Consider the following 16016-nt stretch of genomic DNA (forward strand, 5'->3'; position numbering starts at 1 on the left):
CTCGACTTGATTAGTGTTTTGCACTTTTCCTCAACCCAGTGAATACAAAGAATAGAACTGCCATTGCCGCCAGCGCATACCACTGGAAGGCATAACCCTTATGCTTGTCCACGCCCAGCGCCGGCGCCGGCCAGTCGCGCTGCAGCACTTCCGCTGGCGCGCCCGCGCCGGCCGCCGCGTCCGGCGTCGCCTGCTCCACCACCAGCGGCTGGAAACGCCATCCGGTCGCTGCCGCGAACGCCGCCGCGTCGGCATTCTGCACGATGGCGCCCGGCGCCAGCGGCGCCGCCTGGCCCAGCTGCATGACCTGGCCCGGCGCCAGGCGCGCGATGCCCTCCACCGTCACCGGCCCGGCCGGCGTGGCATACGCCGGCAGCTTGCTGCGGTCGGCCATGTCGCGCGGCAGCCAGCCGCGCGCCACCAGCACGTGCATCTCGCTGCCGGCCAGGCGCAAAGGCATCAACAGGTAAAAGCCCGGGCGCCCCGCGTGCGGGCGGTTGTCCAGGTAGAGCGGCCAGCCGGCCACCCACTCGCCCTGCAGGCGCACGCGGCGGAATTCAACCTCGGCCGCCGCCACCGGCGCCGCGCCCAGCGCCAGCGGCGCCGCCGCATTGCCGGCCGCCAGGCGCGCTTCCAGCGCCAGCTTCTGCGCCGCGCGGCCGTCCTGCCAGCGTCCGGCGGCAACGCCAATGGCGACCAGGACCACGGTCGCCAGGAAGGGGATCAGCCGAAAGCGGAATGCCATACAATGAGACCTTATCTTCCTTAGTTCCTACTTAATTGCCATGAAATACTTCGTCGCCATCGCCTTCGTGCTGATCATCGGCAGCCTGGCTTCGGCCTTCATCAGCATGATGCGCAGCAAATCGGCCAACCCGAAGATGGTGCGCGCTTTCGCGCTGCGCGTTGGCTTCTCGATCTTCCTGTTCCTCACCATCCTGGTGCTGGCCAAGCTGGGCTACATCAAGCCGACCGGCATCCGCTGAACGGACCGGGTCCGCGCCAAATGCAAAAAGCCGCATCCGCACAGAGCGCGACCTAGGACGCGTTCTGGCCGATGCGGCTTTTTAATGCGGCTAAATTATACCTGCGTCTTACATCCAGTAGACGACGACGTACAGGCCGAGCCAGACCACGTCGACAAAGTGCCAGTACCAGGCCGCGCCTTCGAAGGCGAAGTGGTGTTCGGCGCTCATGTCGCCGCGGATCAGGCGGTACAGCACAACGGCCAGCATGATCGCGCCCATGGTCACGTGGAAGCCGTGGAAGCCGGTCAGCAGGTAGAAGGTCGAACCGTAGATGCCCGAGGTCAGTTTCAGGTTCAGGTCGCTGTACGCGTGCATGTACTCATAGGCCTGGAAGCCCATGAAGGTGGCACCCAGCAGCACGGTCACCGCCAGCCAGGTGATGGCTTTGGCGCGGTTGGCCGCTTGCAGCGCGTGGTGCGAGATGGTCAGGGTCATGCCCGAGGCCAGCAGCAGCGCGGTGTTCAGGGTCGGGATGCCGAACGCCTCGACCGGGGTGTAGGATTCCACCGTGCCGGCCGGGCCGACACCATTGGTCCAGACGCCGCTGAAGTCCGGCCAGATCAGCTTGTGGTCGAGGTCGGCCAGCCACGGGAAGGTGATGGAACGGGCATAGTACAGGGCGCCGAAGAAGGCGCCGAAGAACATCACTTCCGAGAAAATAAACCAGCCCATCGACCAGCGGTAGGACAGGTCGATACGGTGCGAGTACAGGCCTTTTTCCGACTCGGCGATGGCGTCGCCGAACCAGCTGTACAGCACGGCCAGGGTCATGGCGATACCGACCAGGCAAACCGCCATGCCCCAGGAGGCATCGTTGACCCAGGCGGAGGCGCCGGTCATGGTGACCAGCAGGGAAATGCCTGCGAACATCGGCCATTTGGAAGGACCAGGCACAAAGTAGTACGGTGCCGCGGCGTTGTTAGAGCTCATCTTGTTCTCCCCAATTATTCTTGCAAATTTTACTTTGGAACTACCAATTTGACGATCGATACCAGCAGGCCGATAAACAGGGCCGCGCCCAGCAAGGCGGCGAGGATGACGTGGAAGATGCTCAGCTTCTGCTCATCCTGGTCAAAATCGCCTTTGCGGCGCAGGCCGACAAACGACCACAGCACTGCTTTCATCGAATACAGGAACGACTTCACGATTTCTTATCCATTCCACCGATTTCGAAGAAGGTGTAAGACATCGTCATTACCTTGATCTCCTTTGGCACCGCCGGATCGATGTAGAACATGACCGGCATTTGCCGCGCCTCGTTCGCCTTCAGGGTCTGCTCCTTGAAGCAGAAGCACTCCACTTTCCTGAAATGCGGCGTGACGCTTTGCGGGGTATAGCTCGGGATGGCCTGGGCTTTCACCAGGCGCGGCAAGCTATTCACCACCTCGTACACCACGGTCACCATTTCACCCGGATGCACGGTAATGCTGTTCTGGGTGGGGCGGAAACGCAGCGTGCCCTGCACGTTGCTGTCCAGCTCCACGGTAATGCTGCGGGTTTTGTCGACCTGGGTGTTCTCCGGGTCGGCTTCGCCGTCGCGCTGCGTCAGCACGTTAATGCCGAGCACCTCGCACAAGTGCTTGTAGACCGGAATCAGCGCATAACCGAAGCCGAACATCATCACCGCGATCACCAGCAGCTTGCCCAGCATCTTGCGGTTGGAATCCCCGGTGCTCACTTCAGGCCCCAAGGATCCAGCGTTTCGCGATCACTGCCGCGAAGAACACCAGTGCCACCGACCCCAGGATCAGGGCCAGGCGCATGTTGTTCGGTTTCTTCGGATCAGACATTTGCTGCTTCCCTGGGGGCGGGATCAGCCGCCCCCTAAAACGGTTTACTTGACGGTCGGCGGGGTTTCGAAGGTGTGGAACGGCGCCGGCGACGGCACGGTCCACTCCAGGCCTTCCGCGCCTTCCCAAGGCTTGGCTTCCGCTTTCTTGCCGCCACGGATGGTCGGCAGCACCACCGCGAACAGGAAGAACGCCTGCGACAGACCGAAACCGAAGGCGCCGATGGTGGCGATCGAGTTGAAGTCCGTGAACTGCGCCTGGTAGTCGGCGTAACGACGCGGCATACCGGCCAGGCCCAGGAAGTGCATTGGGAAGAAGGTGATATTGAAGGTGATCAGCGACAGCCAGAAGTGCGCCTTGCCCATGGTCTCGTTGACCATGTGGCCGGTCCACTTCGGCGCCCAGTAGTAGAAGCCGGCGAACAGCGCGAACAGGGAGCCTGCCACCAGCACGTAGTGGAAGTGCGCCACCACGTAGTAGGTATCTTGCAGCTGGATGTCGACCGGGGTCACCGCCAGCATCAGGCCGGTGAAGCCGCCCATGGTGAACACGAAGATGAAGCCGACCGAGAACAGCATCGGGGTTTCAAAGGTCATCGAGCCTTTCCACATGGTCGCGATCCAGTTGAAGACCTTCACGCCGGTCGGCACGGAGATCAGCATGGTGGCGTACATGAAGAACAGCTGCGAGGTCACCGGCATGCCGGTGGTGAACATGTGGTGGGCCCAGACGATGAACGACAGGATCGCGATGGACGCGGTGGCGTACACCATCGACGCGTAGCCGAACAGCTGCTTGCGCGAGAAGGCCGGGATGATCTGCGACACGATGCCGAAGGCCGGCAGAATCATGATGTAGACCTCTGGGTGACCGAAGAACCAGAAGATGTGCTGGTACATGACCGGGTCACCGCCGCCGGCGGCGTTGAAGAAGGAGGTGCCGAAGTGACGGTCGGTCAGGGTCATGGTAATGGCGCCTGCCAGCACCGGCATCACAGCGATCAGCAGGTAGGCGGTGATCAGCCAGGTCCAGCAGAACATCGGCATCTTCATCAGGGTCATGCCAGGCGCGCGCATGTTCAGGATGGTGACGATGATGTTGATGGAACCCATGATGGACGACGCGCCCATGATGTGCATGGCGAAGATACCCATGTCCATGCCGATACCCATCTGGGTCGACAGCGGAGCGTACAGGGTCCAGCCGGCGGCGGTGGCGCCGCCCGGCACGAAGAACGAGCCGGCCAGCAGGATCGCCGCTGGCGGCAGCAGCCAGAACGAGAAGTTGTTCATGCGCGCGAACGCCATGTCGGAGGCGCCGATCTGCAGCGGGATCATCCAGTTGGCGAAGCCGACGAAGGCCGGCATGATCGCGCCGAACACCATCACCAGGCCGTGCATGGTGGTCAGCTGGTTGAAGAACTCAGGCTGGAAGAACTGCAGGCCTGGTTTGAACAGTTCGGTACGGATCATCAGTGCCAGCACGCCGCCGGACAGCAGCATGATGAACGAGAACCACATGTACAGGGTACCGATGTCCTTGTGGTTGGTCGCGAACAGCCAACGGCTCAGGCCGTGTGGGTGGTCGTGAGCGTGATCGTCGTGGGCGTGGCCGCCGTGGGCGTGATCGTGTGCGTGATCGTGAGTGCTCATCTAAAGCTCCTAATTACTTGCGTGCAGCCACAACTTCGGCTGGCTGGACGATGTTTTCCGCTGGCTTGTTCGACCAGGTGTTGCGGGTGTAGGTGATCACAGCCGCGATATCGGTGTCGGACAGTTGCTTCCATGCCGGCATTTCGGATGGGAACTTGCCAGTCTTCTGGCCGTGCAGCAGCACCTTGATCTGTTCCGCTTTCGGGCCGGTCACGATGGCCGAGCCGTCCAGGGCCGCGAAGGCGTTCGGCACACCCTTGCCGTTGGCCTGGTGGCAGACGGCGCAGTTGGCGGTATAGACTTTCTCGCCCTTGGTCTTCAGTTCATCGATGGTCCAGGTCTTGTTCGGATCGTCTGCCAGGGCAGCCATTTCCTTCTTCTTGCCATTGACCCAGGCGGTGTACTCTTCAGCGGTCACCACGCGCACCACGATCGGCATGAAGGCGTGCTCTTTACCGCACAGCTCGGCGCAGTTGCCGCGGAAGGTGCCGGTGTATTCCGCCTTGAACCAGGTGTCGCGCACGAAGCCCGGGATCGCATCCTGCTTGACGCCGAAGGCCGGGATCATCCAGGCGTGGATCACGTCGTTGGCGGTGGTGACGATACGGATTTTCTTGCCGACCGGGACCACGACTTCGTTGTCCACTTCCATCAGGTAGTTTTCGCCGCGCTGCTCGGTTGGCGCTTCGCCCGGCTGGCCCACTTGGGAGCGCGGGGTCGACAGATTGGAGAGGAAGGAGATGCCTTCGCCTTCGCCCTTCAGGTAGTCATAGCCCCATTTCCACTGCATGCCGGTGGCTTTGATGGTGATGTCGGCGTTCGAGGTGTCCTTCATGGCCACGACGGTCTTGGTCGCTGGCAGCGCCATGCCGATCACGATCAGGAACGGGACGACGGTCCAGGCGATCTCGACGGCGGTGGATTCATGGAAGGTGGCGGCCTTGTGGCCGAGCGACTTGCGGTGTTTGAAGATGGAGTAGAACATCACGCCGAACACGGCAACGAAGATCACCATGATGATGACCATCATCAGTGTGTGCAGGCTGTAGATATCAGCCGCGATCTGCGTTGCAGGCGCCTGCAGGTTCAACTGGTTCACCATCGGACCGCCGGTGCCGCCGGTCGCGGTCTTGTAATCAACAGCCGCTGTTGCCGCGGGACCAGCCCACGCCGCGTTCGCGGCGGTGACGGCCAAGCCGAGCATCAACGATTGAAGTCGTTTCGCAAGTTTCATGTTTTCCCCAACCACCCAAAAAAAATAAATTGGTGTGCTTCGTCCCCGTCGCACGCTAAACACCTAAAGGTTCCGAGCCTGTGCCTCACGAAAAAATTCATGAAACGACTGTGCTGGAACCTTGTAATCGCTGCCGACGACCTAACATCAGCGGTAGCTATGTTGCCGGCCCGGGAGCGCCTGGATGCGTTCGTCTGGGCAAAATACTGGCAAAATTAGTCAATGATTATAATCAGTGAACATGTCCTACATCAAGGGAAAGTACCCCCGAGGTGTGGTAAACCACTGTATTTCCACTGTTTTTTGCCTAATTTTTAGGCTTCCGTGGCAAATCAAAACGAATGATCGCTTCCCCGCTGCTGGTCACCCGCGGCGCCGGCCGGAAGGCATGGCCGTAGATCACTTCAAACGTGAGCGCCAGCTTGCCGTCGGCCCGGCGCTGTTTCTCCAGTCCGGCTTTCAGGCGCGCGTAGGCGTCTTTGCCCAGCAGACCCTTGCGGCGCGACTGCAGCGGGTTGCCGCCCAGGGCGCGCGCGTCGGCCAGCAGCTTGTCGGCGTGGTCGTAGGTGACCGTGATCTTTTCCATATCCATCACCGGCTCGGCAAAGCCGGCTTCCACCAGCTGGTCGCCGAAATCGTGCATGTCGACGAAGGGCAGCGTATGCGGCGCCAGGTCGACCTCGGCGAAGGCGGCGCGCAGCTCCTGCAGCGTATCCGGGCCGAAGCAGGAGAACATCAGCAAGCCGCCCACCTTCAGCACCCGGTGCCATTCCGCGAACACGCGGTCCGGCTGCGGGTGCCAGTGCAGGGCCAGGTTAGACCAGACCAGGTCCACATTGTGGCGCGCCAGCGGCAGGTCGGCCATATCGGCGCACAGGTAGTCAATGCCGGATTTTGCTGGTAGCAGTTTGCCAATCAGCTGGCTCAGGCCGGACTTGGCGGCCTGGCCGCGCGCGGCGGCGATCATGGCGGGCGAGGTGTCCACGCCCAGGACCTGGGCGGCGGGATAGCTTTTTTGCAAGACCGGCAAATCGGGGCCGGTGCCGCAACCGGCATCGAGCACGCGCAGCGGGTTCACTTTTACCAGTTGCAGGCGCTCGTGCATGCGGCTGGCGATCTCGCGCCGCAGGAAATCGGCCTCGGCCACGCGGGCCGGGTCGGCAAACAGCTGACGGACTAGATCCAGGTCAATGGGAGCGCTCAATTTCGGCGGTTTTGCTGGGACTTGCATATTTAATAGCGTGTTGGGGTGGGATAATCCGAGCAGTTTACTCGCTCGCGGGAATTTGCGATGGCTTCTGCATTTGCCGGCGGCCTGCTGGCCGCCCTGCTGCCTTGTAATTGCGTGCTGTGCAGCGCCAGCGGCGCGTCCCTGCTCTGCCCCGGCTGCCGCGCCCAGTTCTTCAGCGACCGGCTGCCGCGCTGCCCGATCTGCGCCAATCCGCTGCCGCTCCCCGCCCACCAACCCGCCGCGCCGCCGGCGGGCGACACCGGCGCCACGCTGGCGTGCGGCCGCTGCCTGGCCGATCGGCCCGCCTTCGACGCCACCATCGCGGCTGCCGCCTACGCGCTTCCGGTGGACCGCCTGGTCCTTCAGTTAAAATTCGCCGGTCAGCTCGCGCTGGCGCGCCTGTTCGCGACCCTGCTGGCCGACGCCGTGCAGCACAGCGGGGCCAGCCGCCCCGCCCTGCTCTGCCCAGTGCCACTGGGCCTGCAGCGCCTGTCCGAGCGCGGCTATAACCAGTCGCTGGAGATCGCCCGCCCGCTTGGCAAGCAGCTTGGCATCGCGCTCCATACCGGCCTGGCCGTGCGGGTGCGCGACACCCGCGCGCAAAGCAGCACACCGCAAGGCGCGCGCCACGCCAATATCGCGCACGCCTTCGCCATCCCCGACCGGGCGCTGGTGGAAGGCCGGCATATCGGCCTGGTGGACGATGTCATGAGCAGCGGCCAGACCCTGCAGGAACTGGCCGCGACGCTGAAGCGCCACGGCGCTGCGCGGGTGACCAACTATGTGTTCGCCCGCACGCCGCCGACTATTAATTAGGAGAAGAATTTGTTTCATGTAGTGCTGGTCAACCCGGAAATCCCTCCCAACACGGGCAACGTGATCCGCCTGTGCGCCAACACGGGCGCCCAGCTGCACTTGATCGAGCCGCTCGGCTTTCCGCTGGACGACGCCAAGATGCGGCGCGCCGGGCTGGATTACCACGAATACGCCGAAATGAAAGTGCACAAGGATTGGGCCGCCTTCCTGGCCGCCGTGCAACCGGACACCAGCCGCATGTTTGCCATGACCACGCATGGCTCGCGTCCGTTCGCCGAACTGGCTTTCCAGCCGGGCGACGTGTTTGTGTTCGGCAGCGAAACGCGCGGCCTGGCGCCCGCGTTCCGCGAATCCTTCCCGACGCAGCAGCGCATCCGCCTGCCGATGATGCCGGGCAACCGCAGCCTCAACCTGTCCAATACCGTGGCCGTGGTGGTGTTTGAAGCCTGGCGCCAGCATGGTTACGCCGGCGGCGCGTAAAAGTTTGATCTAGCACAAACCCCGCCCCTGCCCGGCGCGGAACCCGGCACCCGGCCAGCGCTCCAACGCGCATGGCCCACTCCCCCGCTCCTAGCCACGCCCCCGACCAGCTCGACAGCGCCTGGAAGTGCGCGCTCGACCAATTGATCGGGGAGTGCATCCTCACCTGCTTCCCCGCCCTGGCCGCAGTGTTGGATTTGTCGCGCCCGTTCACCATCCTCGACAGCGAACTGCACCAGCCGAGCGACGGAACCATCCCCACCAGCAACGCCTGCCACGCCGACCGCGTCTACCAGTGTTTTACCCGCGACGGGCACGCCGTCTGCCTGCATGTCGAAGTCCAATGCCAGCATGATGAGCATTTCGCCCAGCGCATGTTCATTTACCACTCACTCCTCTACGCCCGGCACAAGATTCCCGTCATCAGCCTGGCAATCCTGGGAGACGGATCGGCCACGTGGCGGCCGTGCGACTTCGAATACGGCTTCGGCGGCTGCGAATTGACCCTGAGCTTCGCCACCGTCAAGCTGCTCGACCTGAAGCCCGCCCTTCCCGCGCTACTGCAATCCGGCAACGGCTTCGCACTATTCGCTGCCGCCCACCTCGAAATAATGCAAACGAAAGGGGAACCATTCGAGCGGCTCGCTGCCAAATGCAGGCTGACCCGCATCCTGTGCGACTTTCGCTGGCCGGAAACCCGCCTGGCGAAAATGCTCGAACTGCTCGACCGGATCATGCCTTTGCAGCCAAAACTGGATGCAAAGTATCGCGAACACATCAGAAACATGAAAGGAACACATATGTTGACACTCATACAGCGACTCCATCACGACCACGTTCGTCGCATACTTGAGCGCACAACTGCGTACAGCTTCCGAACCGGCCGCGAAGAAGGCCGGGAAGAAGGCCGCGCAGAAGGCCGTGTGGAAGCCCAGCGGCTGATGCTAATTGACTTGGCACAAAAACGCTTCGGTATGCTGCCGGCAGGCGCCGCCGCACGACTCCACTCAGCCAGACCGGAAGAATTACAGCGCTGGCTCGAGCGCTTTTGGCAAGCCAACTCGATTGACGAGCTGTTGGATTGACCCAAGGTAGCGTGTGGGCGCGCACGCCTGGAATACCGTATAACCGGGCAGGAAGGAGGCGTTCATGTTCGACCTCAACCTGCCCTGGTGGGAATATATCGTGCGCGGCGCAGCCACCTATGCGGCGCTGCTGGTCATGGTGCGCCTGAGTGGCAAGCGCACCATCGGCCAGTTCACGCCGTTCGACCTGCTGGTGGTGATGCTGCTTAGTGAATCGGTTTCACCCGGCCTGACCGGCGGCGACGAATCGCTGGCGGGCGGCCTGATCGTGGCGCTGACCCTGGTCGCGCTGAACGTCGGCATCGCCTCCATCACGGCGCGCAGCCGCAAGGCCGCCAGCCTGGTGGAGGGCACTGCCGTGCTGCTCGGCCGCGACGGCAGGATCTTCATGGACGCCCTGCGCCGCAACCACATCGCCGAAAGCGAACTCGAACAATCTCTGCGCGAAGCCGACTGCCCGCGCGAGAAAATGAAATACGCCTTCCTGGAAGCGGATGGCAAGATCACCATCCTGCAGCATTAAAGAAAGCCGATGTGCTTGCGCTCCAGTCCCGACATCACCAGCTTGATGTAGCGGTTGGGGACATACAGTTCCAGCTCCGCCGCAACGCCGTCCGCGTTGCGCATCTCGGCGATGAGGTGGAAGAAGCTGCGGTCCGGATTTGCCTCCTTGCACGGCAAATACTTGCCGGATGGCCCATCAGTCAAGTAGTCCTTGAGCACGGCGCCCAGCTCCGCCACGCCCTCATCGGTCAGCAGCACACCAAAAGCCATGACGGCCTCCTATTGTCCAAACATGCGCACCTTGGCCAGCAGCTTGGTGGTCGAGCGGTCGTGCTCGAAATCGATGGCCACCGCCTTGCCGCCGTAGGCCAGCACCGCCTGCCCTTCCGGAATCGCGGTCATATCGTAGTCGCCGCCCTTGGCATAGATTTCCGGCCGCGCCTGCAGCACCGCCTCCAGCGCCGTGTCCTCGTCGAACGGGACCACCAGGCTGACCGATTCCAGCGCCGCCAGCAGCGCCATGCGGTCCTCGCAATTGTTCAAAGGGCGGTCGTCGCCCTTGCCCAGGCGCTTCACCGACGCATCGGTATTGGCCGCCACCACCAGCGAGGCGCCCAGCGAGCGCGCCTGCGCCAGGTAAGTCACGTGGCCACGGTGCAGGATATCGAACACGCCATTGGTCATCACCACCGGTTTCGGCAGGGCCGCCACGCGCGCCGCCAATTCGGCGCGCGTACACATCTTCTTCTCAAAATCGATCATTGACCGTCTTCTTCCTCTTCTTCATCCAGTTGCATGCTCAGGCCGCCCGATTTGACCGGCGCCGCCGCCTCGCTGGCGTCCGGCGGCGGACGGTTGCCGTGCAGCTTGATCTGCAGGCGCAGGCCATTGGTCGAATCGGCATTGCGCAAGGCCTCTTCGTAGCCGATATAGCCCTTATTATAGAGTTCGAACAAGGCCTGGTCGAAGGTGCACATGCCCAGTTCGCGCGACTTGGCCATGATTTCCTTGATGGTGTGGAAATTGCCCTTGAAGATCATCTCGGCGATGGTCGGGGTGTTGAGCAGGATCTCAATCGCGGCCTTGCGCCCGTTGCCATCCTCGGTGCGGATCAGGCGCTGCGACACGATGGCGCGCAGGTTGGACGACAAGTCCATCAGCAGCTGGTTGCGGCGCTCTTCCGGGAAGAAGTTGATGATGCGGTCCATGGTCTGGTTCGCATTGTTCGCGTGCAGGGTGCCCAGGCACAAATGGCCGGTTTCGGCAAAGGCGATCGCGTGCTCCATGGTTTCCGTATCGCGGATCTCGCCGATCAGGATCACGTCCGGCGCCTGGCGCAGGGTGTTTTTCAGCGCATGGTGCCAGGACAGGGTGTCCACGCCCACTTCGCGGTGGGTGATCAGGCAGTTCTTATTCTTGTGCACATACTCCACCGGATCTTCCACCGTGATGATGTGGCCGGCCGAATTCTGGTTGCGGTAATCGATCATGGCCGCCAGCGTGGTCGATTTGCCGGAACCGGTGCCGCCCACCACCAGCACCAGGCCGCGCTTGGTCATCACCACGTCCTTCAGCACATCCGGCAAATCCAGCTTCTGGAAATTCGGGATTTCCGAGGCAATGGTACGGATCACCATGCCCACCGCCTGCTGCTGCACAAAGACATTGACGCGGAAACGGCACACATTGGGCAGCGAAATGGCGAAATTGCATTCCAGTTCAGTCTCGAACTCGCGCCGCTGCTTCTCGTTCATGATGGCATAGGCCAGGGCGCGCGTGACGTCCGGCGTCAGGCGCTGCTGGCTGAGGGCCCGCATGGCACCCTGGGATTTGATGCTGGGCGGGAAGTCCGCCGAAATGAACAAGTCCGAACCGCCGACCTGGTGCATCGCCGTCAATAATTTATGGATATACGCCTGGGCTTCTTCGTGGCCTAGTGTGGATGACATATTCGCCTCGTTGGGTTGATTGCTGCTCATTATAGCCAGCGCCATCCCCCATTCGCGGCATTGCACCAAGGCATACACCTGTGTTCAAATGGATTCATGACACTGACCGAGCTCAAATATATCGTAGCCGTTGCCAGAGCGAAACACTTCGGCCATGCCGCCGAAGCCTGTTTCGTGGCCCAACCCACCCTGTCGGTCGCCATCAAGAAGCTGGAAGACGAGCTCGGCGTCGTCCTGTTCGAGCGCGGCGGGGCGGAAATCTCCGTCACCCCGCTGGGCGCCCAGATCGTGGCCCAGGCTGAACGCGTGCTGGAGCAGACGGCCGCCATCAAGGAATTGGCCAAACAAAACAAGGACCCGCTGGCCGGGCCGTTGCGCCTGGGCGTCATCTACACCATCGGCCCCTACCTGCTGCCGCCGCTGGTCAAGCGCATGATCGAGAAGACGCCGCAAATGCCCTTGATCCTGCAAGAGAATTTCACCGTCAAGCTGCTGGAAATGCTGCGCCAGGGCGAATTGGACGCGGCCATCATGGCGCTGCCGCTGCCGGAACACGGCATGGCCGTGCAGCCGCTGTACGACGAGCCGTTCGTGGTGGCCATGCCCAAGAGCCACCCCTGGTCGGGCCGCACCAGCGTGCCGGCCGAACTGCTGAAAACCGAGACCATGCTCCTGCTGGGCAATGGCCACTGTTTCCGCGACCAGGTGCTGGAAGTATGCCCGGAAATGGCACGCTTCTCCTCACCCGGCAATGGCATGCAGCGCACCTTCGAGGGCTCGTCGCTGGAAACCATCCGCCACATGGTAGCCAGCGGCATCGGCCTGACCGTGCTGCCGCGCGCCTCGGTGCCGGATATGGAAGGGCGCGACGGTATGCTGGCCTTCCGCTACTTCGAAAACCCGGAACCGAACCGGCGCGTGGTCATCGTCTGGCGCAAGAGTTTTACGCGCAAGGCCGCCATCGACGCCATTGTGGAAGCGGTGGGCGACTGCCAGCTGCCCGGCATCCGCATGCTGAACAGCCACGCAGAGTAAAATGGCGGGATGGAAGCGACCACCCCACCCCTGAGCAAACTCGAACTGTATTTCCGCCTGGTGCGCCTGGACAAGCCGATCGGCACCGTGCTGCTGCTGTGGCCGACCCTGGCCGCGCTGTGGCTGGCCTCCGGCGGCGTGCCGGACTGGAAGCTGCTGCTGATCTTCTCGCTCGGCACCTTCCTCATGCGCTCGGCCGGCTGCGCCGTCAACGATTACGCCGACCAGGATTTCGACAAGCACGTCAAGCGCACCGCCGAGCGCCCCATCACCAGCGGCCGCGTCAGCGGCAAGGAAGCCCTGGCCATCGCCGCCGGCCTGGCGCTGCTCGCCTTCCTGCTGATCCAGCCACTGAACGCCCTGGTCAAGCAGCTCAGCGTGGCCGCCCTCATCATTGCCGGCACTTACCCCTACTTCAAGCGCTTCTTCGCCATCCCGCAGGCCTACCTTGGCATTGCCTTCGGCTTCGGCATGCCCATGGCCTTCGCCGCCGTGCAGGGCACGGTGCCGGCGGTGGCCTGGCTGCTGCTGCTCGGCAACGTGTTCTGGGCCGTGGCCTATGACACCGAGTACGCCATGGTCGACCGCGACGACGACCTGAAGATCGGCATCAAGACTTCCGCCATCACTTTCGGCCGCTTCGACGTGGCCGCCATCATGCTCTGCTATGGCGTGCACCTGGCCATCCTGCTGCTGGTCGGCCAGCACTTCGGCCTGGGCTGGCCCTTCCTGCTGGGCATGGCGATCGCCGCCGGCTGCGCCGTTTACCACTACTTCCTGATCCGTGGCCGCGAGCGTGCGCCTTGTTTTGCGGCGTTCCGCCACAATAACTACCTCGGCGCTGCGGTATTCGCAGGCATCGTGCTCGACTACGCGCTGCGCTGACCTATACTGGAATTTACCTGAGTGCAGTTCACCGAAAAGAGGCGATCATGGACCAGACACCCCAAGCAGCAAAACCCAACGGTGGCGCCGTTGCCAATGGCAAAAGCCATGCCCACAATGAAAGCGCGGAGGCGCGCGAGCGCCTGATGGGCGACCTCAAGCAAGCGGTGCAGGATGCGGAAACCTGGCTGCGCAATGCGGCCACCGCCAATACCGAGGACCTGGGCATGGTCAAAGCCAGGTTCGAGGACACGCTGCGCACCGCCAAGCGCGACCTGCTGAAGCTGGAAGACAGCGTCATCGCGCGCGGCAAGATGGCGGCCCAGGCCACCGACCACTATGTGCACGACCATCCCTGGAAATCGGTGGCCGCCGGCGCCGCCATCGGCGTGATTGTCGGCCTGCTGATCGCACGCCGCTAAACCGCCTCAGCGGCTGCGGTTGCCGCCGTCGCCTATGTGGTAGCTGGCGCGCAAGCGCGCCAGCAGTCCCTGTTCGCGTTGCAGGAAGCGGTTGAACTGCTCGACCACGGCGCGGCAATGCATGGTGGACAGGCGGAAGTCGGAGCGCGCATGCGGCAAACCGGGGTCGAACACCAGCCCGCCGCCCGCCTTGAGCTCGGACGCCAGCATATGGCTGGCCACGTCCACATTCACATAGACCGCATCCGGATGGCCGGCCAGGCCCAGGCGCAGCAGGCTGTCCGTACTGTTGGAGGTGGTCAGCTCCAGCGCCCGGCTGTCGATGGCAGACTGGTAGGGCCAGGGCGTGAAGCCCAACACCGTCCCCAGCGTCTTCAGCGCTGACAGCGGTTTGCCGCGCCGCTGCGGCAACACCATGGCGCCTTCCTCGGTCGACACCACCACCTCGCTGTAGCTCAGCCGTAGGCCGGCGCGCAGCTCTTCACGCCACTTGGGGTTGTCCGGGTACTTGAAATCCAGCGTGCGTTCGCTCAGGAAGCGGCTGTACAAGCGGTTGATCGGCAGCGGCACATAGTCGAAGGCATAGCCGTGCTGCGCCGCGAAGGCGTCCAGCACCTCGCGCGCAAAGCCGCCGTAACGGTTGTTGCCATCCACCGTGTGCAGCGGCAGGTACTGCAGCTTTTCCACTCCGACCGTGAATTTGCGGCCGCCGCTACCGGCATCGCATTGCTGGGCCGCCGCGGCAGCGCAGCCCAGCATCAGGGTGAGGCACAGGAAGGGCCGGATCCACATCGCGTCAGCATAGCCAAAACTCTGCGGCAGGGCAATCATTCTCACGCCTGGCGGCCGGACGGCGGCGCCGCGCCGCTGCGGTAGGCCGTGGGCGACATGCCGAACAGCTGGCCGAAGGTGCGGCGCAGCATGGCCTCGCTGCGAAAGCCCGACTGCAGCGCCACCTGCAGCATCGACAGGCCGGGCCGCGCCAGCAAGTCCTTGGCGTACTCGCCGCGGCAGCGCGCAATGTAGAGATGCGGCGGCATGCCCACCGCATGCTGGAAGCGGCGCGAAAAATTGCGCACGCTCATGGCCGTGCGCTGCGCCGCGCCTTCCACCGTCAAATCCTGCTTGAAGCAGCGTTCGATGTATTCCTGCGCCTGGCGGATGCGCTGGTCGCCGTGCTGCTTGAAGGCGGTGTTGCGGATCGCCACGCGCTCGTAGGTTGGCTGGGTCACGGTATTGGTATAGCGGCTGAATTTGTGCGCCGCAGCTTCGCCGTAAAAGTGGCTGACCAGGTAACTGCAGGCGTCCAGGCAGGGATTGACCGAGCCGGCGCTGATGATGCGGTCGTCGATCAGCAGCGGCGCATCGGGCGTGAAGCGCACTTCCGGATAGTGGCGGGCAAACACGCGCTGGTCGGACAGGTTGCCGGTCACCTCGCGCCCGTCGAGCAAGCCGGTTTCGGCCAGCAGGCGCATGCCGCCCGCCATGCCGACGATCAGGGCGCCGTGCGCGTGCACCTGCAGCAGCCAGCCGGCCAGGGCCGGCGCGATCGGCGCGCGTGCCGCCAGCGGCAGGTAGAACGGCGGGACGATCACCACTTGCGGCGCCGGCATATCGGCCAGGGTCAGTTCCGGCTGCAGCGCGGGCCCGGTAAAGGAACGCACCGGCGCGCTGCCCATCGCCACCAGGCGCACGCGGAACAGCTCCGACGCCCGCAGGTCGGGATTGCGCGCATGCAGGGTGCCGGCGATGGCAAAGCCCTCCCGCGCCAGCAAGGCCAGGCCTCCCCAGCAATCGTCCCCGACATAGATGGCAACTGTAACCGGCGCTTTCATGTGGCCGATACTAGCATTGGATTTGGCCGATATTGACGATAACAATTCAATAATGGACAGATATACTGGC

21 protein-coding genes are annotated in these 16016 nt (G+C 63.2%); 8 read left to right on the top strand and 13 right to left on the bottom strand.

What is annotated here, in order from left to right:
• Positions 1-10: 10 nt before the first annotated feature.
• Entirely contained in the window at positions 11-745 is a 735-nt protein-coding gene (locus tag GTP41_RS15450) for an SURF1 family protein (RefSeq protein ID WP_161026469.1), read from the bottom strand.
• 40 nt (positions 746-785) lie between these two features.
• On the opposite strand from GTP41_RS15450, the gene GTP41_RS15455 reads away from it, so the two are divergent.
• The gene (locus GTP41_RS15455) at positions 786-986 is read left to right on the top strand and encodes a DUF2909 domain-containing protein (protein WP_161026470.1); all 201 of its coding nucleotides are present in this window, start codon (positions 786-788) and stop codon (positions 984-986) included.
• A gap of 108 nt (positions 987-1094) precedes the next feature.
• Here the strand turns inward: GTP41_RS15455 and GTP41_RS15460 are convergent, their stop codons facing one another.
• From GTP41_RS15460 to GTP41_RS15485, 7 genes are all read right to left on the bottom strand, one after another.
• Positions 1095-1958 carry a cytochrome c oxidase subunit 3 gene (locus tag GTP41_RS15460; RefSeq protein ID WP_161026471.1) on the bottom strand — a complete coding sequence of 288 codons (864 nt, stop codon included), beginning with the start codon at positions 1956-1958 and terminating at the stop codon, positions 1095-1097.
• Positions 1959-1987: 29 nt separating this feature from the next.
• Positions 1988-2173, bottom strand: a complete 186-nt coding sequence (locus GTP41_RS15465) for a DUF2970 domain-containing protein (RefSeq protein WP_371867360.1) — start codon at positions 2171-2173, stop codon at positions 1988-1990.
• Complete coding sequence (locus tag GTP41_RS15470) at positions 2170-2706, bottom strand: cytochrome c oxidase assembly protein (protein ID WP_371867361.1); 537 nt, start codon at positions 2704-2706, stop codon at positions 2170-2172. The genes GTP41_RS15465 and GTP41_RS15470 overlap by 4 nt, the downstream gene beginning before the upstream one ends.
• Before the next feature lies 1 nt (position 2707).
• On the bottom strand, positions 2708-2818 hold the full coding sequence (locus tag GTP41_RS27415; RefSeq protein ID WP_229502901.1) for a cytochrome oxidase small assembly protein: 111 nt from the start codon (positions 2816-2818) through the stop codon (positions 2708-2710).
• A 44-nt stretch (positions 2819-2862) separates the two neighbouring features.
• A complete protein-coding gene (gene ctaD, locus GTP41_RS15475; RefSeq protein WP_161026472.1) occupies positions 2863-4470 on the bottom strand; it encodes a cytochrome c oxidase subunit I in 1608 nt (535 codons plus the stop codon).
• Positions 4471-4483: 13 nt separating this feature from the next.
• Complete coding sequence (coxB, locus tag GTP41_RS15480) at positions 4484-5704, bottom strand: cytochrome c oxidase subunit II (protein WP_161026473.1); 1221 nt, start codon at positions 5702-5704, stop codon at positions 4484-4486.
• A gap of 307 nt (positions 5705-6011) precedes the next feature.
• Positions 6012-6935 (bottom strand): methyltransferase domain-containing protein, encoded by a 924-nt coding sequence (locus tag GTP41_RS15485; protein ID WP_161026474.1) that lies wholly within the window; start codon positions 6933-6935, stop codon positions 6012-6014.
• Between the two features lie 60 nt (positions 6936-6995).
• Here GTP41_RS15485 and GTP41_RS15490 point away from each other — a divergent pair, with 60 nt between their 5' ends.
• The 4 genes from GTP41_RS15490 to GTP41_RS15505 all read left to right on the top strand — a co-directional run bounded on the left by GTP41_RS15490 (position 6996) and on the right by GTP41_RS15505 (position 9839).
• The gene (locus tag GTP41_RS15490; protein ID WP_161026475.1) at positions 6996-7751 is read left to right on the top strand and encodes a ComF family protein; all 756 of its coding nucleotides are present in this window, start codon (positions 6996-6998) and stop codon (positions 7749-7751) included.
• Positions 7752-7760: 9 nt separating this feature from the next.
• Positions 7761-8231, top strand: a complete 471-nt coding sequence (trmL, locus tag GTP41_RS15495) for a tRNA (uridine(34)/cytosine(34)/5-carboxymethylaminomethyluridine(34)-2'-O)-methyltransferase TrmL (RefSeq protein WP_161026476.1) — start codon at positions 7761-7763, stop codon at positions 8229-8231.
• Positions 8232-8302: 71 nt separating this feature from the next.
• Positions 8303-9316, top strand: coding sequence for an RpnC/YadD family protein (locus GTP41_RS15500; RefSeq protein WP_161026477.1), 1014 nt, complete (start codon positions 8303-8305; stop codon positions 9314-9316).
• Positions 9317-9380: 64 nt separating this feature from the next.
• The gene (locus GTP41_RS15505) at positions 9381-9839 is read left to right on the top strand and encodes a DUF421 domain-containing protein (RefSeq protein WP_161026478.1); all 459 of its coding nucleotides are present in this window, start codon (positions 9381-9383) and stop codon (positions 9837-9839) included.
• Here the strand turns inward: GTP41_RS15505 and GTP41_RS15510 are convergent.
• Genes GTP41_RS15510 through GTP41_RS15520 form a run of 3 tightly spaced genes read right to left on the bottom strand, consistent with a single transcriptional unit; the run spans position 9836 to position 11769 of the window.
• Complete coding sequence (locus tag GTP41_RS15510) at positions 9836-10090, bottom strand: hypothetical protein (protein ID WP_161026479.1); 255 nt, start codon at positions 10088-10090, stop codon at positions 9836-9838. The genes GTP41_RS15505 and GTP41_RS15510 overlap by 4 nt on opposite strands.
• Positions 10091-10099: 9 nt before the next feature.
• Positions 10100-10582: an adenylyltransferase/cytidyltransferase family protein gene (locus tag GTP41_RS15515; protein ID WP_161026480.1), complete on the bottom strand. Its 483-nt coding sequence runs from the start codon at positions 10580-10582 to the stop codon at positions 10100-10102.
• Positions 10579-11769 (bottom strand): PilT/PilU family type 4a pilus ATPase, encoded by a 1191-nt coding sequence (locus tag GTP41_RS15520; protein WP_161026481.1) that lies wholly within the window; start codon positions 11767-11769, stop codon positions 10579-10581. Before GTP41_RS15520 ends, GTP41_RS15515 begins: the two co-directional genes overlap by 4 nt.
• A 96-nt stretch (positions 11770-11865) precedes the next feature.
• On the opposite strand from GTP41_RS15520, the gene GTP41_RS15525 reads away from it, so the two are divergent.
• Genes GTP41_RS15525 through GTP41_RS15535 form a run of 3 tightly spaced genes read left to right on the top strand, consistent with a single transcriptional unit; the run spans position 11866 to position 14111 of the window.
• Complete coding sequence (locus tag GTP41_RS15525; RefSeq protein WP_161026482.1) at positions 11866-12804, top strand: hydrogen peroxide-inducible genes activator; 939 nt, start codon at positions 11866-11868, stop codon at positions 12802-12804.
• A gap of 30 nt (positions 12805-12834) precedes the next feature.
• On the top strand, positions 12835-13689 hold the full coding sequence (gene ubiA, locus GTP41_RS15530; RefSeq protein ID WP_161026616.1) for a 4-hydroxybenzoate octaprenyltransferase: 855 nt from the start codon (positions 12835-12837) through the stop codon (positions 13687-13689).
• A 47-nt stretch (positions 13690-13736) separates the two neighbouring features.
• A complete protein-coding gene (locus GTP41_RS15535; protein WP_161026483.1) occupies positions 13737-14111 on the top strand; it encodes an ElaB/YgaM/YqjD family protein in 375 nt (124 codons plus the stop codon).
• A gap of 6 nt (positions 14112-14117) precedes the next feature.
• Here the strand turns inward: GTP41_RS15535 and GTP41_RS15540 are convergent, their stop codons facing one another.
• Positions 14118-14942, bottom strand: coding sequence for a transporter substrate-binding domain-containing protein (locus GTP41_RS15540; RefSeq protein WP_161026484.1), 825 nt, complete (start codon positions 14940-14942; stop codon positions 14118-14120).
• Positions 14943-14944: 2 nt separating this feature from the next.
• On the bottom strand, positions 14945-15946 hold the full coding sequence (locus tag GTP41_RS15545; protein ID WP_161026485.1) for a GlxA family transcriptional regulator: 1002 nt from the start codon (positions 15944-15946) through the stop codon (positions 14945-14947).
• Positions 15947-16016 lie beyond the last annotated feature (70 nt).

It is taken from the genome of Pseudoduganella guangdongensis, from assembly GCF_009857475.1.
In the GTDB taxonomy this organism is placed as follows: Bacteria; Pseudomonadota; Gammaproteobacteria; order Burkholderiales; family Burkholderiaceae_D; genus Rugamonas; species Rugamonas guangdongensis.

Excerpts from the sequence above, each read along its gene's own strand:
- GTP41_RS27415 (WP_229502901.1), bottom strand. The coding sequence starts at position 2,818 with ATGTCTGATCCGAAGAAACCGAACAACATGCGCCTGGCCCTGATCCTG.
- GTP41_RS15510 (WP_161026479.1), bottom strand. The coding sequence starts at position 10,090 with ATGGCTTTTGGTGTGCTGCTGACCGATGAGGGCGTGGCGGAGCTGGGC.
- GTP41_RS15515 (WP_161026480.1), bottom strand. The coding sequence starts at position 10,582 with ATGATCGATTTTGAGAAGAAGATGTGTACGCGCGCCGAATTGGCGGCG.
- GTP41_RS15460 (WP_161026471.1), bottom strand. The coding sequence starts at position 1,958 with ATGAGCTCTAACAACGCCGCGGCACCGTACTACTTTGTGCCTGGTCCT.
- GTP41_RS15500 (WP_161026477.1), top strand. The coding sequence starts at position 8,303 with ATGGCCCACTCCCCCGCTCCTAGCCACGCCCCCGACCAGCTCGACAGC.
- GTP41_RS15485 (WP_161026474.1), bottom strand. The coding sequence starts at position 6,935 with ATGCAAGTCCCAGCAAAACCGCCGAAATTGAGCGCTCCCATTGACCTG.
- GTP41_RS15535 (WP_161026483.1), top strand. The coding sequence starts at position 13,737 with ATGGACCAGACACCCCAAGCAGCAAAACCCAACGGTGGCGCCGTTGCC.
- GTP41_RS15455 (WP_161026470.1), top strand. The coding sequence starts at position 786 with ATGAAATACTTCGTCGCCATCGCCTTCGTGCTGATCATCGGCAGCCTG.
- GTP41_RS15490 (WP_161026475.1), top strand. The coding sequence starts at position 6,996 with ATGGCTTCTGCATTTGCCGGCGGCCTGCTGGCCGCCCTGCTGCCTTGT.
- GTP41_RS15545 (WP_161026485.1), bottom strand. The coding sequence starts at position 15,946 with ATGAAAGCGCCGGTTACAGTTGCCATCTATGTCGGGGACGATTGCTGG.
- GTP41_RS15450 (WP_161026469.1), bottom strand. The coding sequence starts at position 745 with ATGGCATTCCGCTTTCGGCTGATCCCCTTCCTGGCGACCGTGGTCCTG.
- GTP41_RS15540 (WP_161026484.1), bottom strand. The coding sequence starts at position 14,942 with ATGATTGCCCTGCCGCAGAGTTTTGGCTATGCTGACGCGATGTGGATC.
- ctaD (WP_161026472.1), bottom strand. The coding sequence starts at position 4,470 with ATGAGCACTCACGATCACGCACACGATCACGCCCACGGCGGCCACGCC.
- coxB (WP_161026473.1), bottom strand. The coding sequence starts at position 5,704 with ATGAAACTTGCGAAACGACTTCAATCGTTGATGCTCGGCTTGGCCGTC.
- GTP41_RS15520 (WP_161026481.1), bottom strand. The coding sequence starts at position 11,769 with ATGTCATCCACACTAGGCCACGAAGAAGCCCAGGCGTATATCCATAAA.
- GTP41_RS15525 (WP_161026482.1), top strand. The coding sequence starts at position 11,866 with ATGACACTGACCGAGCTCAAATATATCGTAGCCGTTGCCAGAGCGAAA.
- GTP41_RS15505 (WP_161026478.1), top strand. The coding sequence starts at position 9,381 with ATGTTCGACCTCAACCTGCCCTGGTGGGAATATATCGTGCGCGGCGCA.